Below are 25200 nucleotides of genomic sequence, written 5' to 3' on the forward strand. Positions count from 1 at the left end.
AGGACCACAACGGGGCGGGCAAAGTTGCCAGGCGCGGTGGTCTTTGGTGTGCTTGTTATCTGCAACATAGCTGCAGGGATGTGATTTTGCCTTACAACTGGGCATAAGCGATCATGGATGCTTTCGATTTCCGCTATTGGAGAACTGGATGTCTCGTTCGCTGCCGGCTGCGCTGCTTGTGCTGTTTCTGGGGCTTTGGCTTGCTGCCAGTTATGGCGTGCGCTACGGGCTGATGGAGGACGGGCAGTGGGTGGGACTGTGCACGGCGCCGGCGGGGTACTGGCAGTGTGAGGTACGGTCGTTGCTGGGGCTGGGCATTCATCATCAGGTGATGGCCTGGGGTGGGCTGGGGCTGGCGCTGCTGGCTCAGTTGGTTGCAGGGCGTGGCGGCTGGTGGCTGGCAGTGGTGGCGTTGGTGTTCGCGGTGCCGGCACTGGTGCTGTATACCGCCAGCATTGCCGTGTTCGCGCTGGTGCTGGCGGGGTTGCGGTTGGTCAGGTCGCCGGAGTAAGGCTGAAAGGGGCCGCTTTGCGGCCCATCGCAGGCAAGCCAGCTCCCACAGGGACCGCGCCGATTCATAGGCAGCATAACTCCTGTGGGAGCTGGCTTGCCTGCGATGGAGCGCGAAGCGGTCCCAAGGATATCAGGCCGGGCGCAGGCGCAAGCTCCGCCACAAGGCTGCGGTCATCAGCACACTGACCACTGCCCACCCCCAGGCCTGTTGGTTCTCCAACCCTTCCACAAACAACTGCGGCGCCACACCGGCACCGACGATGAACGCCAGCAACGCCACCTCCGCCCGCCGCGCCGGCACCGGCCACAGTGCAAACACCAGCGCCGGCAATGCCAACGCTGCGCTGGGGAAGCTGCGATAGCGTGGGTCGAACACCATCGCCAGCATGCTCACCGCCGCGGCAAAACCCGCTGCCAGCAACAGCCAGCCGGCCCGCGCCTGCAGCCAGGCGTACAGGCGCTCGCGCCAGCCCGTGCGCCGCGCCAGGGCCAGCACGGCATGGGCCAGCACCAGCAGGTTCAGCCCTGCCAGCAGCACCGCCCACAGCCACTCCCCGGCAAAGCGCGCATGGGTACGCATCAGCTCGCCCCAAAGCCCCAGGCAGCCTGCCCCAAAAGCTGCCAGCAACGGCAGCAGCATGGCCGCCGCCGGGGTGGCCGGGCGCCCGGCAAGCATCAGCATCAGTACCATCAATACGGCACTGGCCAGCAACCACTGCGGCCAGTAAGGCAGGTTGCTCACCGGCCCTTCGAGTACGCCTTTGTCCTGCCGGTCCGCATCGTAAAGCCCCCAGTAGCCGCCGACCGCCCCCTCATTGGCGCGCTTCCATGGCTGGTCGAACGCCTCGATCAGGTTGTAGTGCCAGCCGTTGCTTTCGGCCATGGCCACGAACCCGCGAATGAAGCGCGCCTCGTTGACACGGCTGGGCTCCGCGGTTTCGCGCTGGCGGCCTTCGCTGGGCCAGCCGGTTTCGCCGATCAGGACGTCCTTCGGCGCGAAGCGTGTGCCGAACACCCGGCGTACATCGGCAACGTGGGCCAGGGCTTCGTCGATGCCACGCGGGTCGTCTTCCCAGTAAGGCAGCAGGTGGATAGTCAGGAAGTCCACCGCAGGCGCCACCTGCGGGTGCTGCAACCAGAACTCCCACACATCGGCGTAGGTCACCGGCACCTTGACCTGGCTTTTCACACGGGCGATCAGCGTGGCCAGGTGCGCGCCGGTCACTTCCTTGCGCAGCAGCGTCTCGTTGCCGACGATCACCGCGCTGACCACGTCGGGGTTGGCATTGGCGGCGGCGATCAGCAGCTCGATTTCTTTCTCGGTGTCGGCCGGGTGGGCGTTGACCCAGGCACCCAGCATCACCTTCAGGCCATGCTTGCGTGCCAGCGCCGGGATTGCCTCAAGACCGGTCTGGGAATAGGTACGGATGCACTGAAAACGCTCGGCCAGCAACGCCAGGTCGGCATCCATGCGCGCCGGGCGCAGGCGCAACGGCCGGTCGTAGGGTGACTGGTCCTTGTCGAACGGGGTGTACGAGGCGCATTGCAGCTTGTGCGTCGGGCTGGCCGCGTCGGGCAGTTGCACCGGCTTGCCAAGCCCGTACCAGAGGCCTCCGAGCCCGAGTAGGGCGAGCAGGCAGGCAAGCAGGTACAACGGCAGCAGCAGGCGGGTAGAACTGGGCATCGGGCGGTCCATCGTCAGGCGCAAAAGGGTAGATAGTAGCCCGGCGCCAAACCTTTGGCATGCAAGGATCGCGCAGGTCGGCGCAGGCCGATGGCGCTAATGGCATAGTGCTGTCGCATATGGGGCGGCTACAGGTCGTAGCTGGAGCAGGTCGACTATTGTTGCAGGACGATGATGCAAATTCCGAGACCTGACGAGGGGATGCTTTGATGGCTGCTATTACAAGAATGCGACGTTTCCTGGGTGTGGGCACCGCCATGGTACTGGCCATGAGTGCGGCACAGGCAATGGCCAAAGAAGTCAGCATTGGTTACGTGGATGGTTGGGCTGACAGCGTGGCGACCACCAACGTGGCCGCCGAAGTGATCAAGCAGAAACTCGGCTACGACGTGAAGTTGCAGGCCGTGGCCACCGGGATCATGTGGCAGGGCGTGGCAACCGGCAAGCTCGATGCCATGTTGTCGGCCTGGTTGCCGGTGACCCATGGCGAGTACTGGGCCAAGAACAAGGACAACGTGGTCGACTACGGCCCGAACTTCAAGGACGCCAAGATCGGCCTGATCGTCCCTGAGTACGTCAAGGCGGTGAGCATTGCCGACCTCAAGACCGACGACACCTTCAAGCAGAAGATCGTCGGCATCGACGCCGGCTCCGGCGTAATGCTCAAGACCGACCAGGCCATCAAGGACTACGACCTGACCGGTTACAAGCTGCAGGCCAGCTCTGGCGCGGCGATGACTGCGGAACTGGGCCGTGCCTATGCCAAGCAGCAGTCGATTGCGGTGACCGGCTGGGTACCGCACTGGATGTTCGCCAAGTGGAAACTGAAGTTCCTCGAAGACCCGAAAGGCGTGTATGGCGCCTCGGAAACCGTGAACAGCATCGGCAGCAAGGAACTGGCCACCAAGGCCCCGGAAGTGGCAGAGTTCCTGAAGAAGTTCAACTGGCAGTCGAAGGACGAGATTGGCGAAGTGATGCTGGCTATCCAGGAAGGCGCCAAGCCTGAAGCGGCGGCCAAGGACTGGGTGGCCAAGCACCCTGAGCGCGTGAAGGAGTGGACTGGCAAGTAACAACCCGTCAGGGCCAGTTTTGCTGCTTCGCGGGTGAACCCGCTCCTACAGGGATATCACTGCCTTCCGGGCTGGTGATACCCCTGTGGGAGCGGGTTCATCGAGGCGTCGAACCGCCGCGAATGGGCCATCACTTTGTTACGCAACCGGTAAAACACCGTTGCATCTAAGACTAAGGTCGTCTGGTTGGCGTCCGATAGCCGCATAAAGTAAGGGTCGTGGGTTCCACCCCTATCTGTGCTGCTAGGACAAAAACAATGAACGACAGCATTTACCTCTCGATACAAAACAGCCCCCGCTTCAAGGAGCTGGTCACCAAACGCGAACGGTTCGCCTGGATTCTCTCGGCGATCATGCTCGGCCTGTACTGCGCCTTCATCCTCCTGATCGCCTACGGTCCTCAGATCCTGGGCACCAAGCTCAGCCCTGAGTCGTCGATTACCTGGGGTATTCCCCTGGGCGTCGGCCTGATCGTCTCGGCATTCGTCCTGACCGCCATCTACGTACGCCGCGCCAACGGCGAATTCGATGAGCTGAACAAGGCCATCCTGAAGGAGGCGCAACAATGATTCGCCACGCCAAAGCCCTGGCCGTACTGGCCTGCGGAGCCTTCGCACCCGCCGTGTGGGCCGCCGATGCCCTGACCGGCGAGGTGCAGAAGCAACCGCTGAACGTCTCCGCGATCGCCATGTTCGTGGCCTTCGTCGCCTTCACCCTCGGCATCACCTACTGGGCCTCCAAGCGCAACAAGTCGGCGTCGGACTACTACGCCGCCGGTGGCAAGATCACCGGCTTCCAGAACGGCCTGGCGATTGCCGGCGACTACATGTCGGCCGCCTCGTTCCTGGGTATTTCCGCACTCGTGTTCACCTCTGGCTACGACGGCCTGATCTACTCGATCGGCTTCCTGGTCGGCTGGCCGATCATCCTCTTCCTGATCGCCGAACGCCTGCGCAACCTGGGCAAGTACACCTTCGCCGACGTGGCCTCGTACCGCCTCGGGCAGAAGGAGATCCGCACCCTGTCGGCCTCCGGTTCGCTGGTGGTGGTGGCGTTCTACCTGATCGCGCAGATGGTCGGTGCCGGCAAGCTGATCGAGCTGCTGTTCGGCCTGGACTACCACGTGGCGGTGATCCTGGTGGGTATCCTGATGTGCCTGTACGTCCTGTTCGGCGGCATGCTGGCCACCACCTGGGTACAGATCATCAAGGCCGTGTTGCTGCTGTCCGGTGCCAGCTTCATGGCGCTGATGGTGATGAAGCACGTGGGCTTCGACTTCAACACCCTGTTCTCCGAAGCGATCAAGGTGCACGCCAAGGGCGAGGCGATCATGAGCCCGGGCGGCCTGGTCAAGGACCCGATCTCGGCGTTCTCGCTGGGCCTGGCGCTGATGTTCGGTACCGCCGGCCTGCCGCACATCCTGATGCGCTTCTTCACCGTCAGTGACGCCAAGGAAGCGCGCAAGAGCGTGCTGTACGCCACCGGCTTCATCGGCTACTTCTACATCCTCACCTTCATCATCGGCTTTGGCGCCATCCTGCTGGTCAGCACCAACCCGGACTTCAAGGACGCCGCTGGCGCCCTGCTGGGTGGCAACAACATGGCAGCGGTGCACCTGGCCAATGCCGTGGGTGGCAGCGTGTTCCTCGGCTTCATCTCGGCTGTTGCCTTCGCCACCATCCTGGCGGTGGTCGCCGGCCTGACCCTGGCCGGTGCCTCGGCGGTGTCCCACGACCTGTACGCCAGTGTATGGCGCAAGGGCAAGGCCAACGACAAGGACGAGATCCGCGTGTCTAAGATCACCACCGTCGCCCTGGGCGTACTGGCGATCGGCCTGGGCATCCTGTTCGAGAAGCAGAACATCGCCTTCATGGTCGGCCTGGCGTTCTCCATCGCGGCCAGCTGCAACTTCCCGGTACTGCTGCTCTCGATGTACTGGAAGAAGCTGACCACCCGCGGTGCCATGATTGGCGGCTGGCTGGGCCTGGTGAGTGCGGTGACACTGATGATCCTCGGCCCGACCATCTGGGTGCAGATCCTCGGCCACGAGAAGCCGATCTACCCGTACGAGTACCCGGCGCTGTTCTCGATGCTGATCGCCTTCGTCGGTATCTGGTTCTTCTCGGTCACCGACAAGTCCAAGGCTGCCGAAGACGAACGTGCGCTGTTCTTCCCGCAGTTCGTGCGTTCGCAGACTGGCCTGGGCGCTTCGGGTGCTGTTTCGCACTGATCCCTTCCGGCAATAAAAAAACCGCGCTTCGGCGCGGTTTTTTTGTGTTTTCGCCGCTAGATCATGCCTAGTAGCAACAAAACCAGCAGAACTACCAGCACCACGCCGATGATGCCGGACGGGCCATAGCCCCAGCTGCGCGAGTGCGGGAAGACCGGTAAGCCACCAATCAGCAGAAGGATCAGGATGATGATGAGAATCGTGGTCATGACGGAGTCCTTGCGTGGTTGAGGGTCAAGGGCCTCGGACTGCTGGCCTCTTGTAAATAAGGACTGGTGGTGAGTGTTAAAGATTCCATTTGAATGGTTGCCAGTGCCGGCCTCTTCGCGGGTAAACCCGCTCCCACAGGGACAGAGCAACCCTCAGGCTTGTGATGATCCTGTGGGAGCGGGTTTACCCGCGAAGAGGCCGGTACTGACCACACAGTCATGCCCCTCCATTCACTACCTTGATGAACCCTGCCTGCCCCCCAGGCCTTGATTAGACTGGTTGCACAACCCATCAGAACAAGGCCAGCCACCATGCAAAACCGCATCATGATCACCGGCGCCGGATCCGGCCTCGGTCGCGAGATCGCCCTGCGCTGGGCGCGTGAGGGCTGGCGCCTGGCGCTGGCCGATGTCAACGAAGCCGGCCTGCGCGAAACCCTGGAGCTGGCCCGCGCAGCTGGCGGCGAAGGCTTTGTCCAGCGTTGCGATGTGCGCGACTACAGCCAGCTCACCGCCCTGGCCCAGGCTTGCACCGAACAGTTCGGTGGTATCGACGTGATCGTCAACAACGCCGGCGTCGCTTCGGGCGGGTTCTTCGCCGAACTGTCGCTGGAGGACTGGGACTGGCAGATCGCGGTCAACCTGATGGGAGTGGTCAAGGGCTGCAAGGCCTTCCTGCCGCTGCTGGAGCGCAGCAAGGGGCGGATCATCAACATCGCCTCGATGGCCGCGCTGATGCAGGGCCCGGGCATGAGCAACTACAACGTGGCCAAGGCCGGCGTGCTGGCCCTGTCGGAAAGCCTGCTGGTCGAGCTACGCCAATTGGAGGTGGCGGTGCATGTGGTGTGCCCGTCGTTCTTCCAGACCAACCTGCTGGACTCGTTCCGCGGGCCGAACCCGGCGATGAAAGCCCAGGTTGGCAAGCTGCTGGAAGGCTCGCCGATCAATGCGGCGGACATCGCCGAGTACATCCACCGGCAGGTTGCCGCTGGCGAGTTCCTGATCCTGCCCCATGAGGCCGGGCGCCAGGCCTGGCAACTGAAGCGCCAGGCCCCTGAGCGGCTGTACGACGAGATGGCCGAAATGGCGGTGAAAATGCGGGCCAAGGCTCAGTCGCGATGATTCGTCTGTAAGGAAAATTACCTGGAAATGTAGGGCGCTTCTGAAACACGGTAGAACTATTGAGTAGCCCTATGCCGTCAAGGCAGGCTCCGGTTTTCCCTTTCGCTGGAGGATCGGAGCATGCTGGTAATAGGGCGCGAAGTGGGAGAGATCATCGTGATTGGTGATGACATTCGGATCATGGTCGTGGAGACGCGGGACGGGGTGGTGCGCTTTGGCGTGGATGCACCACGGCAGGTGCCGGTGCATCGGGCCGAGGTGTACAAGCGCATCAAGGAAGGGCAGAAAGATAAAGCCCGGGGAATCTGATGTTGCCTGTACCGGCCTCTTCGCGGGCACGCCCGCTCCCACAGGTACTGCACCGCTCTCAAGACTTGTGAAATTCCTGTGGGAGCGGGCGAGCCAGCGAAGAGGCCAGGCCTGCTAGTCGAGCAGCTCGCGGGGCACATCATGCTTGGCCAGCAACTGGCACTGCTGGCTTTCCAGGTCGAACAGGATGAACGCCTGGCCCTTGGCCAATGCCTGGCGCACCCGCAGCACGCGGGTTTCCAGCGGGGTGTCGTCGCCGTTGTCGGTACCGTCACGGGTGACGAAGTCCTCGATCAGGCGGGTCAGGGTTTCGGCTTGCAGTTGGTCGTAGGGGATCAGCATGGTGGGCGTTGCCTAGGTGTTGGTGGGGGCATGCTACGCGAAACATTCGGGATTTTGGGGCCGCGATGGGCTGCAAAGCAGCCCCCAGGGCCCTCAGCCTTTGTTGCCAACCAGGCTATCCACCGCCGGCACCCGCGTATCGCTTTCCATCTGCGCATCATGTTCCAGCTGATGGCTGAAGCGCTCCAACGACGCATTGGCCGGCTGCGAATCACTGGCAAACACCGGCGGGCTCAGCAGGTACGCCGACAACAAGCGGCTCAACGCCGCCAGGCTGTCGATGTGTGTTCGCTCGTAGCCATGGGTGGCATCGCAACCAAAGGCCACCAGCGCGGTACGAATATCGTGCCCCGCCGTCACTGCCGAATGGGCATCGCTGAAGTAATAGCGGAACAGATCGCGCCGCACCGGCAGGTCGTGGTCGCCGGCCAGCTTCAGCAGGTGCCGGGACAGGTGGTAGTCGTAAGGCCCCGACGAGTCCTGCATGGCCACGCTCACCGCATGCTCGCTGGAGGCCTGCCCGGGCGCCACCGGGGCAATGTCGATGCCGACGAACTCGCTGACATCCCAGGGCAGGGCGCCAGCCGCTCCCGAGCCGGTCTCTTCGGTGATGGTGAACAGCGGGTGGCAGTCGATCAACGGTTGGCGGCCGCTTTCCACCACGGCTTTCAGCGCCGCCAGTAGTGCTGCCACACCGGCCTTGTCGTCCAGGTGGCGGGCGCTGATGTGGCCGCTTTCGGTGAATTCGGGCAGCGGGTCGAAGGCAACGAAATCACCGATGCTTACACCCAGCGCCTCGCAGTCGGCGCGGGTGGCGCAGTAGGCGTCCAGGCGCACCTCAACGTGCTCCCAGCTGATCGGCATCTGGTCGATGGCGGTGTTGAAGGCATGCCCGCTGGCCATCAGCGGCAGCACGCTGCCCCGGTATACGCCAGTGTCGGTGAACACGCTGACCCGGCTGCCTTCGGCGAAGCGGCTGGACCAGCAACCGACCGGCGCCAGGGCCAGGCGGCCGTTGTCCTGCAACTGGCGCACGCTGGCGCCGATGGTGTCCAGGTGAGCGGACACGGCGCGGTCAGGTGAGGTCTGGCGGCCCTTGAGGGTGGCGCGGATGGTGCCGCGGCGGGTCAGCTCGAATGGGATGCCCAGCTCGTCCAGGCGCTCGGCCACATAGCGCACGATGGTGTCGGTGAAACCGGTGGGGCTGGGGATGGCGAGCATTTCCAGCAGCACGCGCTTGAGGTAGTCGAGATCGGGTTCGGGATGTCGGTCGGACATGGTTGGGGACTCCTTTACTCCTGTGCCGGCCTCTTCGCGGGCACGCCCGCTCCCACAGGTCCACCACACCCCTCGATACTTGTGGGGTCCCTGTGGGAGCGGGTTTACCCGCGAAGAGGCCAGCAGCGGTTACGCCAAAGGCCGGCTATGCGGAAACAGCAGGTCGATAAAACGCTCGGCGGTCGGTTGCGGTTCATGGTTGGCCAACCCGGCACGCTCGTTGGCCTCGATGATCACGTAGTCCGGTTGCCCGGCATCACGCACCATGAAGTCCAGCCCCACTACCGGGATCTCCAGCGCCCGTGCAGCGCGCACGGCTGCGTCGGCCAGCACCGGGTGCAGGCGTTCGGTAACGTCTTCCAGGGTGCCGCCGGTGTGCAGGTTGGCGGTGCGTCGCACGGCCAGGCGCTGGCCGGCGGGCAACACATCGTCGTAGCCAAAGCCCGCCGCGCGCAGGGTGCGCTCGGTTTCGTCGTCCAGCGGAATGCGGCTTTCGCCACCGGTTGCAGCCTGGCGCCGGCGGCTCTGGGCATCGATCAGCTGGCGGATGCTGTGTTTGCCATCGCCCAACACCTGCGCCGGGTGACGGATGGCTGCGGCGACCACTTCGTAGCCGATCACCACGATGCGCAGGTCATGCCCGGCATGGAAGCTTTCCAGCAACACGCGGCTGTCGAACTGGCGAGCCTGCGCCACGGCGTGGGTGATGTCGTCGATGCAGGTGAGGTTCACCGCCACGCCCTGGCCTTGCTCGCCATCGACCGGCTTGACCACCACCGCGCCATGCTCGTCGAGAAACGCCAGGTTGTCGTCGGCATTGCCGGCCAGTTGCTGCGCCGGCACCTGCAGCCCGGCATTGTGCAGGGCATGCTGGGTCAGGCGCTTGTCCTGGCACAGGGTCATGGTCACGGCGCTGGTCAGGTCGCTGAGCGACTCACGGCAGCGAATGCGGCGCCCGCCCAGGCTGAGGGTGAACAGGCCGCCAGCGGCATCGTCCACTTGTACCTCGATGCCCCGGCGCAGCGCCTCGTCGACGATGATACGTGCGTACGGGTTGAGGTCGGCTTGAGGCCCCGGCCCCAGAAACAGTTGCTCGTTGATGCCGTTCTTGCGCTTGACCGCGAAGGTCGGCAGGTTGCGAAAACCCAGTTTCTGGTACAGGCGCTTGGCCTGGCGGTTGTCGTGCAGCACCGACAGGTCCAGGTAGGCCAGCCCACGGCTCATGAAGTGTTCGATCAGGTGGCGCACCAGCACTTCACCCACGCCGGGGCGGGTGCAGTGCGGGTCTACCGCCAGGCACCACAAGCTGCTGCCGTGCTCGGGGTCGTCGAATGCCTTGGCGTGGTTCAGGCCCATGACGCTGCCGATCACCGCGCCACTGTCTTCGTCCTCGGCCAGCCAGTACACCGGGCCGCCCAGGTGCAGAGGGGTGAGCAGCTCGGCGTCGACCGGCAGCATGCCGCGCGCCTGGTACAGGGTGTTGATCGCCTGCCAGTCGCCCGGGTTCTGCGCCCGGCGCACGCGGAAGCCGCGGAACACTCGCTGCGCCGGGCGGTAGTCGGTGAACCACAGGCGCAGGGTGTCGGACGGGTCGAGGAACAGTTGCTGCGGGGCCTGGGCCAGCAGCTGCTGGGGCGCGGCCACGTACAAGGCGATGTCGCGCTCGCCGGGGCGTTCTTCCAGCAGGTCGGCGGCCAGGTCGGCCGGGTTGGGGTAGGTGTGGCCGATCAGCAGCCGGCCCCAGCCGCAATGCACGGCGCGCGGCTGGTCGTGGGGCTGGCTGCCATCGCCGGCCAGGCGCGCCTGCAGGCGCTCGTAGGACGGCGCCTGGCCGCGCAGCAGGCGCTGACCGTAAGCGATTTCGTGGGCTTTCATCGGTCAGATTCCTTGTTCGCTCAGCCACAGGTTCAGCGCCGCCAGCTGCCACAGCTTGGAGCCACGTAGCGGCGTCAGCTGGCCGTGCGGGTTGCTCAGCAGGCGGTCGAGCATGGCCGGGTTGAACAGCCCGCGGTTCTGGCTGGGGTCGGTCAGCAGTTCACGTACCCAGCCGAGGGTGGCGCCTTCCAGATGCTTCAGGCCCGGCACCGGGAAGTAGCCCTTCTTGCGGTCGATCACCTCGTGCGGGATCACCCGCCGCGCCGCCTGCTTGAGCACCTGCTTGCCGCCGTCGGGCAGCTTGAAGCGTGCCGGAATGCGTGCCGAAAGCTCCACCAGGCGGTAGTCGAGGAACGGTGTGCGCGCCTCCAGGCCCCAGGCCATGGTCATGTTGTCGACCCGTTTGACCGGGTCGTCGACCAGCATCACCGTGCTGTCCAGGCGCAGCGCCTTGTCTACCGCATCGGGGGCGCCGGGGCGGGCGAAGTGTTCACGGACGAAGTCGCCGGCTGCGTCGGTTTCCAGCAGCCAGGGTGCCTGCACGGTGTCGCGGTACTCGGCGTGGCTGCGATCGAAGAAGGCCTCGCGGTAGGCGGTAAAGGCATCTTCGGCGCCGTCCACCTGCGGGTACCAGTGGTAGCCGGCGAACAGCTCGTCGGCGCCCTGGCCGCTTTGCACGCCCTTGCAGTGCCGGGCCACTTCCCGCGACAGCAGGTAAAAGGCGATGCAGTCGTGGCTGACCATCGGCTCGCTCATGGCGCGGAAGGCGGCTGGCAACTGCTCGATGATCTCGTGCTCGGCGATGCGCAGCTGGTGGTGACGGGTGCCGTAGTGCTTGGCGATCAGGTCGGAATACTGGAACTCGTCGCCGCGTTCGCCGCCGGCATCCTCGAAACCGATGGAGAAGGTCGACAGGTCGTCCACGCCCACTTCGCGCAGCAGGCCGACCAGCAGGCTGGAATCGACCCCACCGGACAGCAGCACACCCACGTCCACCGCTGCCCGTTGGCGAATGGCCACGGCGTCGCGGGTGGCGTCGAGTACGCGGGTGGTCCAGCCTTCCAGGTCCAGCTCACGTTCATCGGGGTTGGCGCCGTAGTGCAGCTGCCACCAGGTCTGGCGTTCCACTTCGCCATGGCGGTCGATGCGCATCCAGGTACCGGGTTCCAGCTTTTGCACGTTGGCCAGCAGGGTGCGCGGCGCCGGTACCACGGCGTGGAAATTCAGGTAGTGGTTGAGTGCCACCGGGTCGAGCATCGGGTCGATGTCACCACCCTTGAGCAGCGCCGGCAGGGTCGAGGCGAAGCGCAGGCGCTCGCCGTTGCGCGACAGGTACAAGGGTTTGACGCCCAGGCGGTCGCGGGCGAGGAACAGGCGCTGGTTGTCGCGCTCCCAGATGGCCAGGGCGAACATGCCATTGAGCTTGGGCAGCAAAGCCGCGCCCCAGGCGTGGTAGCCCTTGAGCAGCACCTCGGTGTCGCCGTCGGACCAGAAGCTGTAGCCCAGGGCCTGCAGCTCCTGGCGCAGTTCGGGGAAGTTGTAGATGGCGCCGTTGAAGGCCAGCGAAAGGCCCAGGGTGTTGTCGACCATCGGCTGGGCAGAGCCGTCGGACAGGTCCATGATTTTCAGGCGCCGGTGGCCGAGGGCGATCGGGCCTTGGCTATGGAAGCCCCAGGCATCCGGGCCGCGGGGCGCCAGGTGGTGGGTTATGCGCTCTACCGCAGCCAGGTCGGCTGGGCGAGGGGCTTGGTCGATGGGGGTGAAACGCAACTCTCCTGCTAATCCGCACATAGGTCCTTACCGGTTTTTCCGTTGGGGAGGGGGTGCCCCGGATTAGGGCACCTTAAGGAACTGACCCATGTGGTTTGTGAGAGTTTTAGATCGATCTGTTATATGGCGCAAAGCTATGGGGGCGCGTTGCGCCCCTTTCGCGACACAAGGCCGCTCCTACAAGTGAATACGATCTCCTGTAGGAGCGGCCTTGTGTCGCGATGGGCTGCGCAGCAGACCCATTTCCCTATTTCCCGCGAATCAACCTGCGCAAGGCAAACCGGTTCGGGTGGCACGCCTCCGCCACCGCCCGTGGCAACGGCAGCGGTTCCCCGCATACCCACGCCGCCACCAGTTCGCCGCTCAACGGCGCCGTGATCAATCCGCGCGAGCCATGCCCGCTGTTCACATACAACCCATCCAGCCAGGGGCAGGCCACATCCGGCACCTGCCGCGCATCCCGGCCCAGCACTGCGTAGGCTTGGGCGAACGCCTGCGCATCCGCCACCGGCCCGACGATCGGCAGGTAATCCGGGCTGGTGCAACGGAACGCCGCACGCCCCTGCAATTGCCCGGGGTCCAGCTCGGCCGTACCCAGGCGCTGGGCCAGGTCGACCGAAATCTCGTCGAGCAACGTCAGGTTGCCCTGGTGCTCGGCCACCGTCGGTGCCAGGTCTGTGCTGTGGAAGTCGAAGCTCGCGCCCAAGGTGTGTTCATCCCCGCGCGGCGGCGCCACATAGCCTTCCGCACACACCACGGTGCGCAGCGCGCGGCTGCTGGCGGTGGCCGGCAGGCGGGTGATCTGCCCGCGGATGCGCTTGAGCGGCAGCTGCGCGCATGGCTCGAAGCGCAGTACGTCGGCGGCACCGGCCAGGACCACCACCGGCGCGCTGGCCAGCAAACGTTCGCCAGCCCAGGCTTGCCACTGCCCGTCGACCTTGCGCAGTTCGAGCACCTCCTGGTGCGTCAGCAGGCGAATACCCGGGTGCTGCAACTGCTGCTGGCACAGCGCCGGCGGGTGCACCCAGCCACCTTCGGGATAGAACAGCCCACCAGCCGGCAAGGCCACCCCGGCGATGGCTTCGGCCTCTGCACGTTCCAGCGAGCGCAACAGGCCATGTTCGAAGGCGCCAGCCAGCTTGCCCTGGCGTTCGGCTTCCTTGCTGTCGAAGGCCAGTTGCAGCACGCCGCAGGCATCCCAGTCGCGGCCACGTTGCAGGCGCTGCAGCTGGCGCCGGGTGTAACCGAAACCGGCCAGGATCATCTGCGACAACGCCGTGCCGTGGGCGGACAGCTTGAGGTACAGCACCCCTTGCGGGTTACCCGAAGCCTCCCGTGCCGGGGTGTCGTGGCGTTCCAGCACGGTAACCTGCCAGCCACGCCGGGCCAGGCTGGCGGCGGTTGTGCTACCGGCGAGCCCGGCGCCTATCACCAGCGCTTCACGCGGCCCCGCTGCGGCAGCCGGGCGCGCGTACCATGGCGCTCCGGGGCTGGGCACAGGGCCGACGTAGGCGCCGCTCATCACTTCCCATTTCTTGCCGATGCCCGGCACCTTCTTCATGGCGAAGCCGGCGTCAACCAGGCTGCGGCGTACCCAACCGGTGGTGGTGAAGGTGCCTAGCACCGTGCCTGGATGTGACAGCCGTGCCAGTTGCGCGAACAGCTCCGGGGTCCACATGTCGGGGTTCTTGGCCGGGGCGAAGCCGTCGAGGAACCACACATCGATCTGCGCATCGAGTTGCGGCAGCTGTTCCAGTACGTCGCCTATCAACAAGGTGAGGGTGACCCGGCCGTTGTCGAAGGTGAACTGCTGGAAACCAGGGTGCACTGCCACGTACTGCTCCAGCAGGGGCTGGCTGTAGGCCGCCAGTTCCGGCCACAGGCGTATGGCGCGGGCCAGGTCGTCGCGACCGAGGGGGTATTTTTCGACGCTGACGAAATGCAGGCGGGCCTCGGCATGGGCGTGCTGCTCGAACAGTTGCCAGGCGCAGTAGAAGTTCATGCCGGTGCCGAACCCGGTTTCGCCGATCACCAGGCAGGCGTGCGGGGCGAGGTTGGCAAAGCGCTCGGCCAGGCGGGTTTGCCCAAGAAACACGTGCTTGGTTTCTTCGATGCCTTCGTTGACTGCGAAATAGACGTCGTCGTATTGCCGCGAATGGGGGCGGCCCTGGTCGTCCCAGTCGATCTGGGCGTGCTGGAGGAGGGTGGACATGGTTGGCTCGGTTGCAGCGGATGGGCGGATTTTATGCCATCCGGGAGGTTTGCGCAGGCTGTGCCGGCCTCTTCGCGGGCACGCCCGCTCCCACAGGTACTGCACAAGCCTTCAAATCCGCTAGTCTTGCTTATCCATTGAAGGAGCCAGTGCATGTTCGAATCCGCCGAAATCGGCCACAGCATCGACAAGGAGGCTTACGACGCCGAGGTACCCGCTTTGCGCGAGGCCCTGCTCGAAGCCCAGTACGAACTCAAGCAGCAGGCGCGCTTCCCGGTAATCGTGCTGATCAACGGTATCGAAGGCGCCGGCAAGGGTGAGACGGTCAAACTGCTCAACGAGTGGATGGACCCGCGCATGATCGATGTGCTCACCTTCGACCAGCAGACCGACGAAGAGCTGGCGCGCCCGCCGGCCTGGCGCTACTGGCGGGCCCTGCCACCGAAGGGGCGGATGGGCGTGTTCTTCGGCAACTGGTACAGCCAGATGCTGCAGGGGCGGGTGCACGGGGTGTTCAAGGACGCCGTGCTCGACCAGGCCATCACCGGCGCCGAACGGCTGGAGGAAATGCTGTGCGACGAAGGTGCGCTGATCATCAAGTTCTGGTTCCACCTGTCCAAGAAACAGATGAAGGCGCGGCTGAAATCGCTCAAGGACGACCCGCTGCACAGCTGGAAGATCAGCCCGCTGGACTGGCAGCAGTCGGAGACCTACGACCGTTTCGTGCGCTTTGGTGAGCGCGTGCTGCGCCGCACCAGCCGCGATTACGCGCCGTGGCATGTCATCGAGGGCGTCGACCCGAACTACCGCAGCCTGGCGGTAGGGCGCATCCTGCTGGAAAGCCTGCAGGCGGCACTGGACAACAACCCCAAAGGCAAGCACCGGGGCAACGTTGCTCCGCTGGGCCGCAGTATCGACCAGCGCAGCCTGCTTGGCGCGCTGGACATGACCCTGCGCCTGGACAAGTCCGACTACCAGGAGCAACTGGTCACCGAGCAGGCCCGCCTGGCCGGCCTGCTGCGCCACAAGCACATGCGCCGGCATGCCTTGGTGGCGGTGTTCGAAGGCAACGACGCTGCCGGCAAGGGCGGCGCCATCCGCCGCGTGGCCGCCGCGCTGGACCCGCGCCAGTACCGCATCGTGCCGATTGCCGCGCCCACTGAAGAAGAACGCGCGCAGCCTTACCTGTGGCGGTTCTGGCGGCACATTCCGGCGCGTGGCAAGTTCACCATCTTCGACCGTTCCTGGTATGGCCGGGTGCTGGTGGAGCGGGTGGAAGGCTTCTGCAGCCCGGCCGACTGGATGCGTGCCTACAGCGAGATCAACGATTTCGAGGAACAGCTGGTGAATGCCGGCACGGTGGTGGTCAAGTTCTGGCTGGCGATCGACCAGCAGACCCAGCTGGAGCGCTTCGAAGAGCGCGAGCAGATCCCGTTCAAGCGCTACAAGATCACCGAGGATGACTGGCGCAATCGCGACAAGTGGGACGACTATGTTCAGGCGGTGGGAGACATGGTCGACCGCACCAGCACCGAGATCGCGCCGTGGACGCTGGTGGAGGCCAACGACAAGCGCTGGGCGCGGGTGAAGGTGTTGCGCACCATCAACCAGGCGCTTGAGGCGGCGTTTGCCAGGGACAAGAAATAATCGAAGTTCCTGTTTGCCTGTGCCGGCCTCTTCGCGGGTGAACCCGCTCCCACAGGAATACCACAGGGCTGAATCTTGTGGGATCCTTGGACTGCCCCCAAGAAGTTGGACACCAATCCAACCCTTGGGGGATCTATGGGTAAATACACAGAGCAGTTCAAGCTCACGGCTATCACCGCTTACCTAGAGGGCAGCCGGGGCTTTCGCAAGGTGGCACAACACTTTGGCATCGATTTCAGCCTGCTTCGGCGCTGGGTTGCTGGCTACCAAGTCGATGCCAGCCTCAGCCCTCGCTCGCATGGTCGCCGCTACACCGAGGAATTCAAGCGGCGGGTGCTCAAGTACATGCTTGAGCATCGCCTGTCCCTGCGCCAAACAGCGGCGCACTTTGACCTTGGACAGTCCTCACAGATAGGCATTTGGCTGCGGCAGCACTACAGTGGCAGTCCTGTAGCCACTCTCGCCAAACAAAGAAAATCAGCCGTGCCGAAGAAAATTAAGCCCATCAAGCCGACAGACACCAATGACGCAGAGAAATCTCGTGAGCAGTTGTTGAGCGAGCTCGAGTATCTGCGCATGGAGAATGATGTCCTAAAGGAGTTAAAGGCTCTGCGAGAGGAGAAGGAGCGAACACGGACGAAAAAGCCCTGATCGTCTGCAAATTCAGACATAAATATCCGCTGCCCGACCTCTTGCAGATGGTGGGGTTGGCACGCAGTACCTTTTATTACCAGGTCAAGTGCCAGCAAAAGCCGGACAGGCACGCCTCGCTCAAGGAGTTGGTGCAGCGTGTCTATCACGAGGAGAAAGGGCTGTATGGCTACCGCCGCATTGCCCTTGCCATCAGGAATCAGGGGACCTTGGTCAACAAGAAGGTCATTGAACGGTTGATGGCTGAGCTTGGTTTGCAGTCCGTTGTACGCCCGAAGAAGTATCGATCCTATCGCGGCATTGTCGGCAAGGTGGCAATGAATTTGCTGGAGCGTAATTTCGTCGCGCAACGCCCCAACCAGAAGTGGGTGACCGATGTCACTGAGTTCAAAGTGGCCCAACAAAAGCTCTACCTGTCGCCCGTGATGGACTTGTACAACGGTGAGATCATCGCCTATGAAACAGCTTGCCGGCCTACCTATGGCTTGGTCGGGAACATGCTGGAAAAGGCGCTCGATGGGTTGGGTGAAAAGCCCAAGCTAGTGATCCACTCAGACCAGGGATGGCATTACCAGCAGCCCCAATACCGCCATAAGCTCGCAGCGCACGGTGTGAAGCAGAGCATGTCTCGCAAGGGTAATTGTCTGGATAATGCAGCGATGGAAAGCTTCTTCGGCACACTGAAGTCAGAGTTCTTCTACCTGAAGCGCTTTGAAAGCGTCGAACAGCTGAAGGCGGGCCTGGAGGAGTACATCCATTACTACAACCATGACCGCATCAGGCTGAAACTCAATGGCCTGAGCCCTGTCAGCTACAGGACTCAGGCCACGGGCTAAAACTGTCCAACTTTTCGGGGGCAGTCCATCCTTGTGGGAGCGGGTTTACCCGCGAAGAGGCCAGAACAGGCAGCACAACTGCCAAGCCATGCCGTAGAAGAATGACCTGATGAATTCTTTTCCCGGCATCCGCCACCGTCCCCGCCCTCCAAGCCCGTAGAATTCAACTACCCCCACCACGGGCTTGATCGAGGATTTTATGCACACCATTACCGGCCGCTGGGGCTATGGCCTGTTCCTGGCACTTCTGACCGCATTGCTCTGGGGCATCCTGCCGATCAAGCTCAAGCAGGTGCTGCAAGTGGTCGACCCGGTCACCGTCACCTGGTACCGCCTGCTGGTCTCCGGTGGCCTGCTGTTCGCCTGGCTGGCCGCCAAGCGCAGGTTGCCCTCCTTGCGCAAACTGGCGCCCAAGGGCAAAGGCCTTGTGGTAGTGGCCGTGCTTGGCCTGATGGGCAACTACGTGTTGTACCTGATCGGCCTCAACCTGCTCAGCCCGGGCACCGCGCAACTGGTTGTGCAGATCGGCCCGGTGCTGTTGCTGGTGGCAAGCGTGTTCGTGTTCCGCGAGCGTTTCAGCCTGGGGCAGGGCGTGGGCCTGCTGATCCTGCTGGCGGGGTTCGGGCTGTTTTTCAACCAGCGTTTGGAAGAGCTGCTGACCTCGCTCGGCACCTATACCACCGGCGTGCTGACCATCCTGCTGGCCACCAGCATCTGGGTGTTCTATGCGCTTAGCCAGAAGCAGCTGCTGACTGTGTGGCATTCGCAGCAGGTAATGATGGTGATCTACCTCAGCTGCGCCGCGCTGCTGACGCCCTGGGTCCACCCGTTGGAGGCGTTGCAGCTGACCCCGGTGCAAGGCTGGCTGTTGCTGGCCTGTTGCCTGAATACCCTGGTGGCCTATGGCGCGTTCGCCGAGGCGCTGGCGCACTGGGAGGCGTCGCGGGTGAGTGCCACGCTGGCGCTGACCCCGCTGGTGACCTTTGTTGCGGTGGCACTGGCGGCGTTGGTGTGGCCTGAGTATGTGCACGCCGAGGACATCAATGCCCTGGGTTATGTGGGGGCAGTGACGGTGGTGCTGGGCTCTGCGCTGGTGGCGCTGGGGCCTTCGCTGGTGGCCGGGTGGCGCGCCCGCAAGTTCAAGAGGGTTGCGCGCTCTGTGTAGGAGCGGCCTTGTGTCGCGATGGGCTGCGCAGCAGCCCCAGAAATCTCGGCAGCGACATAGATTTTTGGGGGCTGCTGCGCAGCCCATCGCGACACAAGGCCGCTCCTACAGGGGAGCGCGGTCTCTGAGCTGTCAGCTCTTGCCCCCCGGAGCCAGCATGTTCTCCGGCCTCACCCACTGGTCGAACTGCTCATTGGTCAGGTACTTCAACTCCAGTGCCGCCTCGCGCAAGGTCTTGCCTTCGCCATAGGCCTTCTTGGCAATTTCCGCCGCCTTGTCATAGCCAATATGCGGGTTCAGTGCCGTCACCAGCATCAACCCCCGTTCCAGGTGCGCCGCCATCTGCTCGGCATCCGGCTCGATGCCCGCCACGCAGTGCTGCTGGAAGTTGCGGCAGCCGTCAGCCAGCAATTCGATCGACTGCAGCAGGTTGTGGATGATCACCGGCTTGAACACGTTCAGCTGCAAATGCCCCTGGCTGGCGGCAAAGCCGATCGCCGCGTCGTTGCCCAGCACCTGGCAGGCCAGCATCGACAGCGCTTCGCACTGGGTCGGGTTGACCTTGCCTGGCATGATCGAGCTGCCCGGCTCGTTGGCCGGCAGGCGTACCTCGGCCAGCCCGGCGCGCGGGCCGGAACCCAGCAGGCGCAGGTCGTTGGCGATCTTCATCAGGGCCACGGCCAGGGTCTTCAGGGCGCCGGCCAGGCTGGTCAGCGGCTCGTGGCCGGCGAGGGCAGCGAACTTGTTCGGCGCAGTGACGAACGGCAGGCCGGACAACGCCGCCAGCTCGGCGGCGATGGCCTCGGCAAAACCATGCGGGGCGTTGAGCCCGGTACCCACGGCAGTGCCGCCCTGGGCCAGTTCGCACACCGCCGGCAGGGTGGCGCGGATGGCGCGCTGGGCGTAGTCGAGCTGGGCGACGAAGGCCGACACTTCCTGGCCGAAGGTGATCGGCGTGGCGTCCATCATGTGCGTGCGGCCGGTCTTCACCAGCTTGTGGTGGCGTGCCGACAGCTCGGCCAGCCCCGAGGACAGCTCTGCGATGGCCGGCAGCAGCTTGTCGTGCACCGCGTGCGCCGCAGCGATGTGCATGGCGGTGGGGAAGCAGTCGTTGGAACTCTGCGAGCGGTTGACGTGGTCGTTGGGGTGCACGGGTGCCTTGCCGCCACGGCCCTTGCCGGCCAGTTCGTTGGCCCGCCCGGCGATCACTTCGTTGACGTTCATGTTGCTCTGGGTGCCGCTGCCGGTCTGCCAGACCACCAGCGGGAACTGGTCGTCATGCTGGCCGCCCAGCACTTCGTCGGCGGCCTGCTCGATCAGCCGGGCGATGTCGGCTGGCAAGTCGCCGTTACGGTCGTTGACGCGGGCCGCGGCCTTCTTGATCAGCGCCAGGGCGTGCAGCACCGCGATGGGCATGCGTTCCTTGCCAATGGCGAAGTTGATCAGCGAACGCTGGGTCTGCGCACCCCAGTAGGCGTCCTCAGGAACTTCGACCGGGCCCAGGCTGTCTGTCTCGATACGGCTCATTCTGTACTCACTCCTGTGTAGTTCGAAATCGCAGTTTAGGCCCTGATTCGACCGAGCGGTTCCGTCGCTCGTCGTGCCACTTGAGCACATCGCCACCACGGCGCAGAATGCTCTACTCTGAGGTACCCGCCTCCCTCTCTTCTGAAGGAAATGCAATGACCCGTCTCCGTGTCCTTTGTGCCGCCGTTGCCCTGGCTTGCGCCAGCGGCCAGGTACTCGCTGCCACCGCCAGCCACAACGCTGCTGCCGAGAAATTCCTGACCCTGGCCAACGCCGACAAGCTGGGCACCCCGGTGTACATGCAGGTCCAGCAGATGTTCGCCCAGCGTTTCGCCCAGACCAAGGCCCCGACCACCAAGCAGGCGGTGCTGGAAAGCTACCAGGCCAAGGCCAACGCCGCGCTGGACAACGCCATCGGCTGGAACAAGCTGAAGCCGAAGATGGTCGACCTGTACACCCAGACCTTCACCGAGCAGGAGCTCAAGGACCTGGTCAAGTTCTACGAATCGCCGCTGGGCAAGAAAGTGCTGCGCGAAATGCCCAAGGTCACCCAGCAGTCGGCCCAGCTGACCCAGCAGAGCCTGGAGCCAGCGGTACCGGTGGTGAACAAGCTGCTGGACGACATGACCAAGGAGCTGGACCCGAACGCTGGCAAGGCCGCCGCCCCGGCGAAGAAGTGAGTACGCCGCGATGACCATGCAACAGCGTATCGAACAGCAGCTGGCCGCCCTGGCGCCGCAACACCTGCAAGTGCTCAACGAAAGCCACATGCACAGTCGTGGTCAGGAGACCCACTACAAGGCAGTGATCGTCAGCGAGCAGTTTGCCGGGTTGAACAGCGTCAAGCGCCACCAGAAGGTGTACGCCACCATGGGTGAGCTGATGGGCGAGATCCATGCCCTGGCCATCCACACCTACACCGCCGAAGAATGGGCCAAGGTCGGCGTTGCACCGGCCTCGCCGGTGTGCGCGGGCGGCGGGCACTGAAACCTTGCTGTTGTTCTGGTAGAATCCTGCAAAATCCGGGGGCCGCTTTGCGGCCCTTTCGCGACACAAGGCCGCTCCTACAGGGGATCGCAACAGCCATCGGGTTGTGCATTCCCTTGTAGGAGCGGCCTTGTGTCGCGAAAGGGGCGCAAAGCGCCCCCAAGCTTTTTCTACACCTGTCAAACCCGGTCCGCCCCTTACGAGGGCAACCACCTGGAGATTCTGCTTCATGTCCCAACCCATCGTCGTCGCGGCGCTGTACAAGTTCGTCACCCTGGAAGACTACGTCGAGCTGCGCGAGCCGCTGCTCAAGACCATGCTCGACAACAACGTCAAGGGCACCCTGCTGCTGGCCCACGAGGGCATCAACGGCACCGTGTCGGCCACCCGCGAAGGCATCGACGGCCTGCTGGCCTGGCTGCGCAACGACCCGCGCCTGGTCGATGTCGACCACAAGGAATCGTACTGCGACGAACAGCCGTTCTACCGCACCAAGGTCAAGCTCAAGAAAGAGATCGTCACCCTCGGCGTGCCGGGCGTGGACCCGAACCAGGCGGTCGGCACCTACGTCGAGCCCAAGGACTGGAACGCGCTGATCAGCGACCCGGAAGTGCTGCTGATCGACACCCGCAACGACTACGAAGTGGCCATCGGTACCTTCAAGGGCGCCATCGACCCGAAGACCGAAACCTTCCGCGAGTTCCCCGACTACATCAAGGCCAACTTCGACCCCAGCAAGCACAAGAAGGTTGCCATGTTCTGCACCGGCGGTATCCGTTGCGAAAAAGCCTCCAGCTACATGCTCGGTGAAGGCTTCGAGGCGGTCTATCATCTTAAGGGCGGCATCCTGAAATACTTCGAGGAAGTGCCTCAGGAAGAAAGCCTGTGGGACGGCGACTGCTTCGTCTTCGACAACCGCGTCACGGTGCGCCATGACCTGAGCGAAGGCGAGTACGACCAGTGCCACGCCTGCCGCCACCCGATCAATGCAGAGGAGCGCGCGTCCGAGCACTATTCGCCAGGGGTCAGCTGCCCGCATTGCTGGGACACCCTGAGCGAGAAGACCCGGCGTAGCGCCATCGACCGGCAGAAGCAGATCGAGCTGGCCAAGGCCCGCAACCTGCCGCACCCGATCGGTTACAACTACAAAGCCGAGGCTTGATGCATGTCTGCACGCCTGATCTATGTGATGGACCCGATGTGCTCCTGGTGCTGGGGTTTCGCACCCGTGGCCGCGGCCCTGATCGCCCAGGCGCGTGACGCAGGCGTGCCCACCCGCCTGGTGCCGGGCGGGCTGCGTACCGGCGGCAGTGCCCTGGACAGCTCTACCCGCAAGTACATCCTCGAACACTGGCAGGCGGTGGCCGATGCCACCGGCCAGCCGTTCCGCTTCGAGGGGGCCATGCCCGACGGCTTCGTCTACGATACCGAGCCGGCCTGCCGTGCCCTGGTCACCGCCCGCGAACTGGACGCCGAGCGCGTCTGGCCGCTGCTGGCGCTGATCCAGCGTTCGTTCTACGAGCAAGGCGTGGACGTTACCGTTGCACCGCATCTGGTCGACCTGGCCGAACAGGCAGGCTTCGACCGTGCCGTGTTCGCCGAGGCCTTCGCCCGTGCCGACACCCGCGCCGCCACTGCAGCCGATTTCAGCTGGGCCCAGGACCTGGGCATCGCCGGTTTCCCGACCTTGCTTGCCGAACGCAATGGCCAACTGGCCCTGCTGACCAACGGCTACCAGCCGCTGGAGCGCCTGCAACCCTTGCTCGGCCGCTGGCTGCAGCAGGCCGCCTGTGCTTGATGTGCCTGGGTCACCCGACCCGGTACCGGGCAAACCTCACACTGTGGCCGATCGATTGAGCTGGGCGGAAATCCGCCGCCTGGCCCTGCATCACAAGAAAAACCTCTGGTCCGCCAACCTCATCGCCGTATTGGCGGCCTGCTGCAGCGTGCCTATCCCGCTGCTGCTGCCGCTGCTGGTGGACGAAGTGCTGCTGGGCCATGGCGATGCCGCGCTGAAGTGGATGAACCACCTGCTGCCGTCCAGTTGGCAGGTGGCCGCGGGCTACATCGGCCTGATGCTGCTGCTGACCCTGTGCCTGCGCCTGGCCGCCCTGGCGTTCAACGTGATCCAGGCCAAGCTGTTCGCCGGCCTGGCCAAGGACATCGTCTACCGCCTGCGCATTCGGCTGATCGAGCGGCTCAAGCGCATCTCGCTGAAGGAATACGAAAGCCTGGGCAGCGGCACGGTGACCACCCACCTGGTAACCGATCTGGACACCCTCGACAAGTTCGTCGGCGAAACCCTGAGCCGCTTCCTGGTGGCCATGCTGACCCTGACCGGCACGGCGGCCATCCTGATCTGGATGCACTGGCAGCTGGCCTTGCTGATCTTGCTGTTCAACCCGCTGGTGATCTACTTCACCGTGCAGCTGGGCAAGCGCGTCAAGCACCTGAAAAAGCTCGAGAACGACAGCACCGCACGGTTTACCCAGGCGCTGGCGGAAACCCTCGACGCCATTCAGGAGATCCGCGCCGGCAACCGCCAGGGCTACTTCCTCGGTCGCCTTGGCCTGCGCGCCCGCGAAGTGCGGGACTATGCAGTGGACTCGCAGTGGAAGAGCGATGCCAGCGGCCGCGCCAGTGGCCTGCTGTTCCAGTTCGGTATCGATATCTTCCGCGCCGCGGCCATGCTCACCGTGCTGTTCTCCGACCTGTCGATCGGCCAGATGCTGGCGGTGTTCAGCTACCTGTGGTTCATGATCGGCCCGGTGGAGCAGCTGCTCAACCTGCAATACGCCTACTACGCCGCCGGTGGTGCGCTGAGCCGCCTCAACGAACTGCTGGCCCGCGACGACGAGCCGCAGTACCCGGCTGCCAGCGACCCGTTCGCCGGCCGCGAGACGGTGGGCATCGAAGTGCGCGACCTGCGCTTTGCCTATGCCGACGAGCCGGTGCTCGAGCACCTCGACCTGTCTATCGCCCCGGGCGAGAAGGTGGCGATCGTCGGCGCCAGCGGTGGTGGCAAGAGCACCCTGGTGCAGCTATTGCTGGGCCTCTACAGCGCCCAGGCCGGCACCATCCGCTTTGGCGGCGCCAGCCTGCAGGAAATCGGCCTGGAAACCCTGCGTGAAAACGTCGCGGTGGTATTGCAGCACCCGTCGTTGTTCAACGACACCGTGCGCGCCAACCTGACCATGGGCCGTGACTGCAGCGACGAGGCCTGCTGGCAGGCGCTGCGTATTGCCCAGCTGGATGCCACCATCGCCGCGTTGCCGCAGGGCCTGGACAGTGTGGTGGGGCGCTCCGGCGTGCGCTTGTCCGGTGGCCAGCGCCAGCGCCTGGCCATTGCCCGCATGGTGCTGGCTGAACCCAAGGTGGTGATCCTCGACGAAGCCACCTCGGCCTTGGATGCCGCCACCGAATACAACCTGCACCAGGCCCTGGCGCGCTTCCTCAGCGGCCGCACCACTCTGATCATTGCCCACCGCCTGTCGGCGGTGAAACAGGCCGACCGGGTGCTGGTGTTCGACGGCGGGCACGTGGCCGAGGATGGCGACCATCAGCAGCTGATTGCCGAGGGTGGGTTGTATGCCAAGCTTTACGGGCACCTGCAGCAGAGCTGAATTTGTGGCAGCCTGTGCGGGCCCCTGTGGGAGCGGCCTTGCGTCGCGAAAGGGCCGCAAAGCGGCCCCAGACAATCAAGGCAGGTGCAGAAATTGCCGGGGCTGCTTTGCAGCCCTTTCGCGACGCAAGGCCGCTCCCACAGTGCCAGT

22 protein-coding genes are annotated in these 25200 nt (G+C 64.2%); 14 read left to right on the plus strand and 8 right to left on the minus strand.

Going from position 1 to position 25200, the window contains the following annotated elements; genetic code table 11:
* Window positions 1-148 precede the first annotated feature (148 nt).
* Complete coding sequence (locus ABNP31_RS06465; RefSeq protein ID WP_238067373.1) at window positions 149-511, plus strand: hypothetical protein; 363 nt, start codon at window positions 149-151, stop codon at window positions 509-511.
* 132 nt (window positions 512-643) lie between these two features.
* On the opposite strand, the gene ABNP31_RS06470 is transcribed toward ABNP31_RS06465, so the two are convergent.
* Window positions 644-2209: a beta (1-6) glucans synthase gene (locus tag ABNP31_RS06470; protein ID WP_350013105.1), complete on the minus strand. Its 1566-nt coding sequence runs from the start codon at window positions 2207-2209 to the stop codon at window positions 644-646.
* Between the two features lie 197 nt (window positions 2210-2406).
* Between ABNP31_RS06470 and ABNP31_RS06475 the strand changes: the two genes are divergently transcribed.
* The 3 genes from ABNP31_RS06475 (at window position 2407) to ABNP31_RS06485 (ending at window position 5497) form a co-directional block, all read left to right on the plus strand.
* Complete coding sequence (locus ABNP31_RS06475; protein WP_085665337.1) at window positions 2407-3267, plus strand: glycine betaine ABC transporter substrate-binding protein; 861 nt, start codon at window positions 2407-2409, stop codon at window positions 3265-3267.
* A gap of 257 nt (window positions 3268-3524) precedes the next feature.
* Window positions 3525-3836: a DUF485 domain-containing protein gene (locus tag ABNP31_RS06480; RefSeq protein WP_003260090.1), complete on the plus strand. Its 312-nt coding sequence runs from the start codon at window positions 3525-3527 to the stop codon at window positions 3834-3836.
* The gene (locus ABNP31_RS06485; protein WP_013971432.1) at window positions 3833-5497 is read left to right on the plus strand and encodes a cation acetate symporter; all 1665 of its coding nucleotides are present in this window, start codon (window positions 3833-3835) and stop codon (window positions 5495-5497) included. Before ABNP31_RS06480 ends, ABNP31_RS06485 begins: the two co-directional genes overlap by 4 nt.
* A 56-nt stretch (window positions 5498-5553) precedes the next feature.
* On the opposite strand, the gene ABNP31_RS06490 is transcribed toward ABNP31_RS06485, so the two are convergent.
* Window positions 5554-5706 carry a DUF3309 family protein gene (locus tag ABNP31_RS06490; protein WP_013971433.1) on the minus strand — a complete coding sequence of 51 codons (153 nt, stop codon included), beginning with the start codon at window positions 5704-5706 and terminating at the stop codon, window positions 5554-5556.
* Window positions 5707-6018: 312 nt separating this feature from the next.
* On the opposite strand from ABNP31_RS06490, the gene ABNP31_RS06495 reads away from it, so the two are divergent.
* Window positions 6019-6828: an SDR family oxidoreductase gene (locus tag ABNP31_RS06495; RefSeq protein ID WP_085692402.1), complete on the plus strand. Its 810-nt coding sequence runs from the start codon at window positions 6019-6021 to the stop codon at window positions 6826-6828.
* A 120-nt stretch (window positions 6829-6948) separates the two neighbouring features.
* Window positions 6949-7137 carry a carbon storage regulator CsrA gene (csrA, locus tag ABNP31_RS06500; protein WP_085589970.1) on the plus strand — a complete coding sequence of 63 codons (189 nt, stop codon included), beginning with the start codon at window positions 6949-6951 and terminating at the stop codon, window positions 7135-7137.
* A 114-nt stretch (window positions 7138-7251) separates the two neighbouring features.
* Here csrA and ABNP31_RS06505 read toward each other — a convergent pair whose 3' ends face one another.
* From ABNP31_RS06505 to mnmC, 5 genes are all read right to left on the minus strand, one after another.
* Window positions 7252-7479, minus strand: a complete 228-nt coding sequence (locus ABNP31_RS06505) for a YheU family protein (RefSeq protein WP_003252629.1) — start codon at window positions 7477-7479, stop codon at window positions 7252-7254.
* Window positions 7480-7572: 93 nt separating this feature from the next.
* Window positions 7573-8757: an osmoprotectant NAGGN system M42 family peptidase gene (locus ABNP31_RS06510; protein WP_025338084.1), complete on the minus strand. Its 1185-nt coding sequence runs from the start codon at window positions 8755-8757 to the stop codon at window positions 7573-7575.
* Window positions 8758-8886: 129 nt separating this feature from the next.
* Complete coding sequence (gene ngg, locus ABNP31_RS06515; RefSeq protein ID WP_238067376.1) at window positions 8887-10632, minus strand: N-acetylglutaminylglutamine synthetase; 1746 nt, start codon at window positions 10630-10632, stop codon at window positions 8887-8889.
* A gap of 3 nt (window positions 10633-10635) precedes the next feature.
* Window positions 10636-12423, minus strand: coding sequence for an N-acetylglutaminylglutamine amidotransferase (locus tag ABNP31_RS06520; protein ID WP_085665333.1), 1788 nt, complete (start codon window positions 12421-12423; stop codon window positions 10636-10638).
* Between the two features lie 226 nt (window positions 12424-12649).
* A complete protein-coding gene (gene mnmC / locus ABNP31_RS06525; protein ID WP_085665332.1) occupies window positions 12650-14614 on the minus strand; it encodes a bifunctional tRNA (5-methylaminomethyl-2-thiouridine)(34)-methyltransferase MnmD/FAD-dependent 5-carboxymethylaminomethyl-2-thiouridine(34) oxidoreductase MnmC in 1965 nt (654 codons plus the stop codon).
* A gap of 153 nt (window positions 14615-14767) precedes the next feature.
* Here mnmC and pap point away from each other — a divergent pair, with 153 nt between their 5' ends.
* The 3 genes from pap (at window position 14768) to ABNP31_RS06540 (ending at window position 18913) form a co-directional block, all read left to right on the plus strand.
* Complete coding sequence (pap, locus tag ABNP31_RS06530) at window positions 14768-16261, plus strand: polyphosphate:AMP phosphotransferase (protein WP_025338088.1); 1494 nt, start codon at window positions 14768-14770, stop codon at window positions 16259-16261.
* A gap of 135 nt (window positions 16262-16396) precedes the next feature.
* A protein-coding gene (locus tag ABNP31_RS06535) for an IS3 family transposase (protein ID WP_371915777.1) occupies window positions 16397-17748 on the plus strand; the annotation gives its coding sequence in 2 pieces (ribosomal slippage) (window positions 16397-16868 and window positions 16868-17748; 1353 coding nt in all).
* Between the two features lie 199 nt (window positions 17749-17947).
* Window positions 17948-18913 (plus strand): DMT family transporter, encoded by a 966-nt coding sequence (locus ABNP31_RS06540; RefSeq protein WP_025338089.1) that lies wholly within the window; start codon window positions 17948-17950, stop codon window positions 18911-18913.
* Window positions 18914-19045: 132 nt separating this feature from the next.
* Here ABNP31_RS06540 and ABNP31_RS06545 read toward each other — a convergent pair whose 3' ends face one another.
* Window positions 19046-20440, minus strand: coding sequence for a class II fumarate hydratase (locus tag ABNP31_RS06545; protein WP_350013106.1), 1395 nt, complete (start codon window positions 20438-20440; stop codon window positions 19046-19048).
* Between the two features lie 155 nt (window positions 20441-20595).
* Here ABNP31_RS06545 and ABNP31_RS06550 point away from each other — a divergent pair, with 155 nt between their 5' ends.
* From ABNP31_RS06550 to ABNP31_RS06570, 5 genes are all read left to right on the plus strand, one after another.
* Window positions 20596-21120, plus strand: coding sequence for a DUF2059 domain-containing protein (locus tag ABNP31_RS06550; protein WP_025338091.1), 525 nt, complete (start codon window positions 20596-20598; stop codon window positions 21118-21120).
* Window positions 21121-21130: 10 nt separating this feature from the next.
* Window positions 21131-21427: a BolA family protein gene (locus tag ABNP31_RS06555; RefSeq protein ID WP_003252644.1), complete on the plus strand. Its 297-nt coding sequence runs from the start codon at window positions 21131-21133 to the stop codon at window positions 21425-21427.
* Window positions 21428-21656: 229 nt separating this feature from the next.
* Entirely contained in the window at window positions 21657-22589 is a 933-nt protein-coding gene (locus ABNP31_RS06560) for a rhodanese-related sulfurtransferase (protein WP_025338092.1), read from the plus strand.
* 3 nt (window positions 22590-22592) lie between these two features.
* On the plus strand, window positions 22593-23225 hold the full coding sequence (locus ABNP31_RS06565; protein WP_025338093.1) for a DsbA family protein: 633 nt from the start codon (window positions 22593-22595) through the stop codon (window positions 23223-23225).
* Complete coding sequence (locus tag ABNP31_RS06570; RefSeq protein WP_075044054.1) at window positions 23218-25050, plus strand: ABC transporter ATP-binding protein; 1833 nt, start codon at window positions 23218-23220, stop codon at window positions 25048-25050. Before ABNP31_RS06565 ends, ABNP31_RS06570 begins: the two co-directional genes overlap by 8 nt.
* The last annotated feature ends 150 nt before the right edge of the window (window positions 25051-25200 follow it).

Source organism: Pseudomonas asiatica (genome assembly GCF_040214835.1).
GTDB lineage: Bacteria > Pseudomonadota > Gammaproteobacteria > Pseudomonadales > Pseudomonadaceae > Aquipseudomonas > Aquipseudomonas putida_Z.

Bases quoted from the DNA above. Each gene is read 5' to 3' on its own strand.
- ABNP31_RS06485 (WP_013971432.1), top strand. From the start codon at position 3,833: ATGATTCGCCACGCCAAAGCCCTGGCCGTACTGGCCTGCGGAGCCTTC.
- csrA (WP_085589970.1), top strand. From the start codon at position 6,949: ATGCTGGTAATAGGGCGCGAAGTGGGAGAGATCATCGTGATTGGTGAT.
- ABNP31_RS06555 (WP_003252644.1), top strand. From the start codon at position 21,131: ATGACCATGCAACAGCGTATCGAACAGCAGCTGGCCGCCCTGGCGCCG.
- ABNP31_RS06465 (WP_238067373.1), top strand. From the start codon at position 149: ATGTCTCGTTCGCTGCCGGCTGCGCTGCTTGTGCTGTTTCTGGGGCTT.
- ABNP31_RS06490 (WP_013971433.1), bottom strand. From the start codon at position 5,706: ATGACCACGATTCTCATCATCATCCTGATCCTTCTGCTGATTGGTGGC.
- ABNP31_RS06475 (WP_085665337.1), top strand. From the start codon at position 2,407: ATGGCTGCTATTACAAGAATGCGACGTTTCCTGGGTGTGGGCACCGCC.
- ABNP31_RS06550 (WP_025338091.1), top strand. From the start codon at position 20,596: ATGACCCGTCTCCGTGTCCTTTGTGCCGCCGTTGCCCTGGCTTGCGCC.
- pap (WP_025338088.1), top strand. From the start codon at position 14,768: ATGTTCGAATCCGCCGAAATCGGCCACAGCATCGACAAGGAGGCTTAC.
- ABNP31_RS06565 (WP_025338093.1), top strand. From the start codon at position 22,593: ATGTCTGCACGCCTGATCTATGTGATGGACCCGATGTGCTCCTGGTGC.
- ABNP31_RS06545 (WP_350013106.1), bottom strand. From the start codon at position 20,440: ATGAGCCGTATCGAGACAGACAGCCTGGGCCCGGTCGAAGTTCCTGAG.
- ABNP31_RS06505 (WP_003252629.1), bottom strand. From the start codon at position 7,479: ATGCTGATCCCCTACGACCAACTGCAAGCCGAAACCCTGACCCGCCTG.
- ABNP31_RS06470 (WP_350013105.1), bottom strand. From the start codon at position 2,209: ATGGACCGCCCGATGCCCAGTTCTACCCGCCTGCTGCTGCCGTTGTAC.
- ABNP31_RS06560 (WP_025338092.1), top strand. From the start codon at position 21,657: ATGTCCCAACCCATCGTCGTCGCGGCGCTGTACAAGTTCGTCACCCTG.
- ngg (WP_238067376.1), bottom strand. From the start codon at position 10,632: ATGAAAGCCCACGAAATCGCTTACGGTCAGCGCCTGCTGCGCGGCCAG.
- ABNP31_RS06520 (WP_085665333.1), bottom strand. From the start codon at position 12,423: ATGTGCGGATTAGCAGGAGAGTTGCGTTTCACCCCCATCGACCAAGCC.
- ABNP31_RS06480 (WP_003260090.1), top strand. From the start codon at position 3,525: ATGAACGACAGCATTTACCTCTCGATACAAAACAGCCCCCGCTTCAAG.
- ABNP31_RS06510 (WP_025338084.1), bottom strand. From the start codon at position 8,757: ATGTCCGACCGACATCCCGAACCCGATCTCGACTACCTCAAGCGCGTG.
- mnmC (WP_085665332.1), bottom strand. From the start codon at position 14,614: ATGTCCACCCTCCTCCAGCACGCCCAGATCGACTGGGACGACCAGGGC.
- ABNP31_RS06540 (WP_025338089.1), top strand. From the start codon at position 17,948: ATGCACACCATTACCGGCCGCTGGGGCTATGGCCTGTTCCTGGCACTT.
- ABNP31_RS06495 (WP_085692402.1), top strand. From the start codon at position 6,019: ATGCAAAACCGCATCATGATCACCGGCGCCGGATCCGGCCTCGGTCGC.